Source organism: Actinocorallia lasiicapitis, assembly GCF_054778695.1.
Window position 1 is genome coordinate 1 of sequence record NZ_BAAGZI010000364.1, and the last position, 5,904, is coordinate 5,904.

Consider the following 5,904-nt stretch of genomic DNA (forward strand, 5'->3'; position numbering starts at 1 on the left):
TGACCGCTTCGGCGTCCAGGACGGCGCCCGCGCGGGGGACGACCGCGAGCAGGATCCGCTGTTCGGCGGCGTCGGCGCCCTCGGTGTGGGCGGGCACCCCGACGGCGCCCGCCTCGGCGACCCCCGCGACCTCGACAGCCTTCTCCTCGACCTGGGCGGGCTGCGACCACTGGCCGCCCTTGAGGATCGCGTCGTCGCGGCGGCCGAGGACCGACAGCACCCCGTCCGCCGACAGGACGCCGAGGTCGCCGCCGATGAACCAGCCGTCCTTGAGCGATTCGGCGGTCTTGGCGGGCAGCCGGTCGTATCCGGCCGTGACGTTCGGCCCGGTCAGGTTGATCTCGCCGACCTCGCCGACGAGCCGGTTGCCGTCCGGGTCGGTGACCTTCACGGCGCAGCCGAGCCGGGCGCGGCCGGACGCGGTGATCGGCTGGGAGCCGTCGTCCTGCCGTCCGAAGACCGTGTAGGGCGCCTCGGTCTGGCCGTAGTAGGAGTAGATCGCGGCGTCGGGGAACCGGGCCTTGATCTTGTCCCGGACGGCCGGGAGCAGCGGCTCCCCGCCCAGGATGATCGCCCGCAGCGACGACAGGTCCGCGGCGAGGTGGTCGTCGTCGCCGAGCAGCGCCGAGAAGAACGACGGGATCAGCGAGACGTGGGTGACCTTCTCGCGCGGCACCACGGTCAGGAAGTTCACCGGGCCCCAGTCCTGCTCCAGCACCAGCTTCTGGCCGGCGTAGAAGGTGGGCCCGACCAGCGCGGGGAAGCCGATCCCCCAGATGATCGCGCCGGTTCCGGTGACGGAGTCCTCGCCGGTCTCCACGTCGGTCCAGATCTGCGCGACCGACAGCGCCGAGAAATGGGTGTGCATGACGGGCTTCGGCAGCCCCGTTGTCCCGGACGTGTAGAACAGCGCGAGCAGGTCGTTGCCGTGGCCGCCGTACTCCGGTTCGGCGTCGGACGCGCCCGCGGTGTCGAGGTCGGCGACGTCGATCCAGACCTTGATGCCGGTGAGGTTCGGCTTGACCTGGTCGATGAGGCCCTGGACGGAGGAGTCGTAGACGAACACCGTCGCCTCGGACGACTCGACGACCGCCTGGAGCGTCTCGGCGGGCCAGTACGGGTTGAGCGCCGCGACCACCGAGCCGATCTTCATCTGGGCGAGGTACACCCGTGCGACGGCCAGGGTCTCGTTGACCAGCGACGCCACCCGGGTGCCCGCCCCGACGCCCGCCGCGGCCAGCGCGTGCGCGACCCGGTTGACCTCGCGGTTGAGTTCGTCGTAGGTGAAGGACTGGGTGCCGCAGTAGGTGAGGGCCACCTTGTCGGGCGTGCGCAGGGCGTTGGCGGTGAGGATCGCGTAGGCGTAGTTGGAGAACGGTGAGCTCGCCATGGATGGTCTCCTACTTCTGGACGGGGGCGTACACGACGAACGGGTTGCCGGCCGGGTCTCGCAGGACCGCCCGGATCTCGTGCGGGCCCTCCTGCGCCGCACGCACGACCGCCCCGCCCGCGGCCACGAGCCGCTCCACCGCCGCGGGGACGTCCTCGACCTTGAAGGAGACGGCGGGCACGCCGACGAGGTCCTCTTCCTCGCCGGCGAGGGCGAAGGTGGTGCCGCCGCCGTCCAGGGCGGCGAACCGGGCGCCGTCCGCGAACTTGACCGTCAGGCCCAGCCCTTTGGTGTAGAACGCGACGGCCTGCGCGACGTCCTGCGCGGGATACAGGACGTTGCCGACCTTCGGGGTGGCGGGACTGGTCATACGGCTCTCCATTGGGGGACCGGCCCGAAGCCGGGAAGCTCGTCGAAGCACACCTGGACCCTGGCCCCGATCCGCGGTTCGTCCGCCAGCAGGCCGCCGAACACCCGGACGTCCTCGTCCAGGTCGATCCAGGCGACGGTGAAGGGCGGGGTGAATCCGGGCAGGAAGGATCGGTGCACCGTGCTGAACGTGTGGACCCGGCCGAGCCCGGACACCGCTTCCCACGGGAGATTGCCGCTCCCGCAGAACGGGCAGGAAGCCTCCGGAAAGTGGATGAACCGCCCGCAGTCCGTGCAGTGCTGCACCACGAGTTCCCCCCGCCGGCAGGCCTCCCAGTAAGGCGCTGTGAGCGGGCTCGGTACGGGTACGGGACGCGTCGGATCCATCGCTGGCCAAACTAGCGCACGCTTGGTTACCCGGCAAGGGTACCCAAGCAAGCGCTAGGCTAGATATGGTGGGGCGGTGGCTCTCGATCTGGCCGAACTGGCCCACCCCCGGCACACGGCCGTCCTGGTGATGGAGATGCAGCGGGGCGTCGTCGGCGACCTCGCGACCTTTCCCGAACTGGCCGGCGTCTGCGCGGACCGCGGCGTCGTGCCCGCGGCCGTCCGCACCCTCACCGCCGCCCGCGCGGCCGGGATCAGGGTCGTGCAGTGCACGGCCGCCTTCCGCGCCGACCGCGCCGGCAGCCACACCGCGAACGCCCCCTTCATCAAGGGGCTGCTCCGCGATCCCGCTCACATGCTGGAGGGCACCGGAGCGATCGAGGTGCTGCCGGAACTGGCCGATCCGGACGATCTGGAGTCGCGCCGGTTCCACGGGTTCTCCCCGTTCACCGGCACCTCCGTCGACCAGCTGCTGCGCTCCCTCGGCGTCACGACCGTGGTCGCGCTGGGCGTCTCGCTGAACCTCGGCATCCCCGGGCTCTGCCTGGAGGCCGTCGACCTCGGCTACCGGGCCGTGGTCGTCGCCGACGCGGTCGCCGGGATCCCCGCCGCCTACGGCGACGAGGTCATGCGCAACACCATCAGCCTGCTCGCGGCGCGCGTGACCGCCGACGAGCTCGTCAAGGTCTGGAGCCGGACGTGAACGGTCTCTCGCTGGCGGGCCGCCGCGCCCTCGTCACCGGTGGCGCGGGCGGCATCGGCCGGGCGATCTGCACCGATCTGGCCGCCCTCGGCGCGCAGGTGCTGATCGCCGACCTGGACGCCGAGTCCGCCGCCGCGTTCGCCAGGACCCTGCCCGACGCGTCGGCCCTGGCCGTCGACCTCGGCGACCCCGGCTCGATCACGGCCCTCGCCGAGGCCGCCGGTCCGGTCGACGTCCTCGTGCACAACGCCGGGGTGTCGATCGTCGAACCGTTCGTCGACAGCTCACCCGCCCACTGGGACCTCATGTGGCGGATCAACCTGCGCGCGCCCATGCAGCTCACCCAGGCCCTGCTGCCCGGGATGACCGCACGCGGCTGGGGCCGGCTCGTCTTCGTCTCCTCCGACGGGGCACGCGCCGGCTCCGGCGGCGAAGGCGCCTACGCGGCCACCAAATCCGGACTGTTCGGGCTCGCCAAGACCCTGGCCAGGGAAGCGGCCCGCGGCAACGTGACGTCGAACGTCGTGTGCCCGGGACCGACCGACACCCCGATGGTCCGGCAGGTCGCCGAGCAGCACCCCGGCCTGCTCGACAAGCTCGCCAAGGGGATCCCGCTGCGCCGGATCGGCCGCCCCGAGGACGTCGCCGGGCTGGTGGCGTTCCTGTGCACCGACCGCGCCGAGTACATCACCGGCCAGACCCTGTCGGTCTCCGGCGGCATCACGATGCAGTGATCGCGTGATACGCGGCCTCCACCAGCCGGAACGCCCGCTGGTCACCGGTGATCGCGTCCGAGCGCATCAGGTTCGGGACATAGGCGAGGGCAAGCCCGTGCTCCAGATCCGCGACGCCCGTCGCACCGCTCGCCCCGGCGTGCCCGAACGCCGTCGCACGGCCCGCCTTCGGCGTGAAGAACATGTTCGACGGCCGCATGTACCCCAGCCCGAACGAGCTGTTGACCAGCAGCACCCGGTCGGCGCCCGCGACCCGGGGGCGGATCGCGTCGCGGAGCGTCTCCTCCTTGAGGAACCGGCCGCCGAGCAGATCGTTGTAGAACCCGGCGAGGCCGCGCGCCGTGGTGACCATGCCGGCGGCGGGCCAGCCGCCGCGCAGGACCGCGGGCTTGTTGTAGGAGCCGCCCGGATTGTTGAGCGTGCGGTTGAGCAGCGACGCGGGATCCAGGTAGGCCTCGGCGAGCCGGTGCAGCAGCTCCGCCGACGCGCCGACGCCGGGACGGTCGCCGCCGCTCGGGACGCCCGCCGTGGCCGTCAGCCGGGCCGCCCGCTCGATCTCGGCGTCGTCCAGGCCGATCCAGAGGTCGGGGGAGATCTCCCGGCGCACGAACTCACCGACCGGCGCCCCGGTGTGCCGGCGGACGATCTCCCCGGCCAGCCAGCCGAAGGTCAGCGCGTGGTAGCCGTGCGCGGTGCCCGGCTCCCACACCGGCGCCTGCCCGGCCAGCAACTCCGCCATCGCCGCCGGATCGGCCGCCTCCTCGACCGTCACCGGACGGTCGAAAGCGGGCAGCCCGTCCTGGTGTGTCAGCAGATGCACCCCGGTGGTCTTCTCCTTGCCGTTCCGGCCGAACCCGTCCCACCAGCCGCTCACCGGGGCGTCCAGGTCGACCTGGCCGCGCTCGCTCAGCATCAGCGCGGCCGTCGCCGTCACCGCCTTGGTGCAGGAGAACGCCAGGCACGGGGTCTCCTCCAGCCAGGGCGCGCCCGACCGCTGGTCGGCGACCCCGCCCCACAGATCGACGACCTTCACCCCGTCATGGAACACCGACACCGCCGCGCCCACCTCGTGCCCCGCGGCGAACGACGCCTCGAAGGCGTCCCTGACGCCCTGGAACCGGGGATCGCACGCACCCTGCACTACCGTCATCAGCCACTCCTTTGAAAGGGTTCACTTACATCATGGACGAGACCGGCAACTGGGGTCGATGGGGGAGCGCCGACGAGCGCGGCGCGCTCAACCTGCTGACCCCCGAGGTGGTGGTCGCGGCGGCGGGCGCGGTCCGCGAGGGTCGGATGCTCTCCCTGTCGCTCCCGATCAAGGGCGCGACCTCCAGCCCGGCGCCCACGACCGTGCCGCACCTGCGGGGCCGGCCGCTGCCGCAGCATTTCATGTCGGTCGACGGCGGCGACTACGCGGCCGGGGTCCGGCCGATCGGGGCCGGGCTGAAGATGGCCGACGACGCCCTGATCGTCACCCCGCACGGCACCACCACCCATATGGACGCGCTCAGCCACATGTGGTCCGGTGACTCCCTGTACAACGGGCACCCGGCCGACCGGGTCCGCTCCTACGGGGCCACCCGGTGCGGCATCGACAAGGCCGGGCCCGTCGTCGCGCGCGGCGTCTTCTTCGACGTCGCGGGGCTGCACGGCCTGCCCTACCTGCCCGCCGACCACCGGATCACCGCCGCCGACCTGGCCGGGTGCGGGAGCGAGGTGCGTCCCGGTGATGTCGCCGTGGTCAGGACGGGCTGGCCGCTGGCCTGGCAGGAGTCGCCCGCCACCTACTGGTCGGGCCAGCCGGGACTGTCCGCCGAGGCGGGCCGCTGGCTCGCCGAGCGCGACGTCTGCATGGTCGCCTGCGACAACGCCGCGATCAGCGGGCTCAACGCCCACCAGGGCGCCGACGAGTCACTCGAAGACGACCTGCACATGATCTTCCTCTGGCGGCACGGCATCTACCTCGCCGAGATGCTCTGGCTGGAGGAGCTGCCCGCCACCGGCCGCACCGACTTCCTGTTCATCGCCGCCCCGCTCGTCATCGACGGCGGCACCGGCAGCCCGATCAACCCCATCGCCGTCCTGTGACCCTCACCCCGCAGGCCACATAAACCCCACCCGCACGCCACTGTCACCCCGGCGAAACGCCGGTGACGATGGGTTCATGTCCAGTGACTTCCAGCGAACCAAGATCTCCGGCATCTTCGCCGCGATGGACTCCGACGGCGACGGCCGCCTCCAGCGAGCGGACTTCGCCGCGCTCGGCGACCGGTGGGCCGCCCTGCGCGGCCCCGGCGACGACGCCGCCGTCCTGCGGG

7 protein-coding genes are annotated in these 5,904 nt (G+C 72.2%); 3 read left to right on the forward strand and 4 right to left on the reverse strand.

Features of this window, described 5'->3' with window-relative positions:
- The 3 genes from ACYVE7_RS27610 to ACYVE7_RS27620 form a co-directional block, all read right to left on the reverse strand.
- A partial coding sequence (locus ACYVE7_RS27610) for a class I adenylate-forming enzyme family protein (RefSeq protein WP_460368622.1) occupies positions 1 to 1,390 on the reverse strand: 1,390 nt, incomplete at its 3' end.
- A gap of 10 nt (positions 1,391 to 1,400) precedes the next feature.
- Positions 1,401 to 1,760, reverse strand: coding sequence for a VOC family protein (locus ACYVE7_RS27615; protein WP_460368625.1), 360 nt, complete (start codon positions 1,758 to 1,760; stop codon positions 1,401 to 1,403).
- Positions 1,757 to 2,146, reverse strand: a complete 390-nt coding sequence (locus ACYVE7_RS27620) for a Zn-ribbon domain-containing OB-fold protein (RefSeq protein ID WP_460368627.1) — start codon at positions 2,144 to 2,146, stop codon at positions 1,757 to 1,759. Before ACYVE7_RS27620 ends, ACYVE7_RS27615 begins: the two co-directional genes overlap by 4 nt.
- A 76-nt stretch (positions 2,147 to 2,222) precedes the next feature.
- On the opposite strand from ACYVE7_RS27620, the gene ACYVE7_RS27625 reads away from it, so the two are divergent.
- Both ACYVE7_RS27625 and ACYVE7_RS27630 read left to right on the forward strand, forming a co-directional pair.
- Complete coding sequence (locus ACYVE7_RS27625) at positions 2,223 to 2,849, forward strand: isochorismatase family protein (protein WP_460368629.1); 627 nt, start codon at positions 2,223 to 2,225, stop codon at positions 2,847 to 2,849.
- The gene (locus ACYVE7_RS27630; RefSeq protein WP_460368630.1) at positions 2,846 to 3,583 is read left to right on the forward strand and encodes an SDR family NAD(P)-dependent oxidoreductase; all 738 of its coding nucleotides are present in this window, start codon (positions 2,846 to 2,848) and stop codon (positions 3,581 to 3,583) included. The genes ACYVE7_RS27625 and ACYVE7_RS27630 overlap by 4 nt, the downstream gene beginning before the upstream one ends.
- Here ACYVE7_RS27630 and ACYVE7_RS27635 read toward each other — a convergent pair.
- Positions 3,570 to 4,733: a serine hydrolase domain-containing protein gene (locus tag ACYVE7_RS27635; protein WP_460368632.1), complete on the reverse strand. Its 1,164-nt coding sequence runs from the start codon at positions 4,731 to 4,733 to the stop codon at positions 3,570 to 3,572. The genes ACYVE7_RS27630 and ACYVE7_RS27635 overlap by 14 nt on opposite strands.
- Before the next feature lie 32 nt (positions 4,734 to 4,765).
- On the opposite strand from ACYVE7_RS27635, the gene ACYVE7_RS27640 reads away from it, so the two are divergent.
- Positions 4,766 to 5,674: a cyclase family protein gene (locus tag ACYVE7_RS27640; protein ID WP_460368633.1), complete on the forward strand. Its 909-nt coding sequence runs from the start codon at positions 4,766 to 4,768 to the stop codon at positions 5,672 to 5,674.
- The last annotated feature ends 230 nt before the right edge of the window (positions 5,675 to 5,904 follow it).

Bases quoted from the DNA above. Each gene is read 5' to 3' on its own strand.
- ACYVE7_RS27640 (WP_460368633.1), top strand. From the start codon at position 4,766: ATGGACGAGACCGGCAACTGGGGTCGATGGGGGAGCGCCGACGAGCGC.
- ACYVE7_RS27620 (WP_460368627.1), bottom strand. From the start codon at position 2,146: ATGGATCCGACGCGTCCCGTACCCGTACCGAGCCCGCTCACAGCGCCT.
- ACYVE7_RS27635 (WP_460368632.1), bottom strand. From the start codon at position 4,733: ATGACGGTAGTGCAGGGTGCGTGCGATCCCCGGTTCCAGGGCGTCAGG.
- ACYVE7_RS27615 (WP_460368625.1), bottom strand. From the start codon at position 1,760: ATGACCAGTCCCGCCACCCCGAAGGTCGGCAACGTCCTGTATCCCGCG.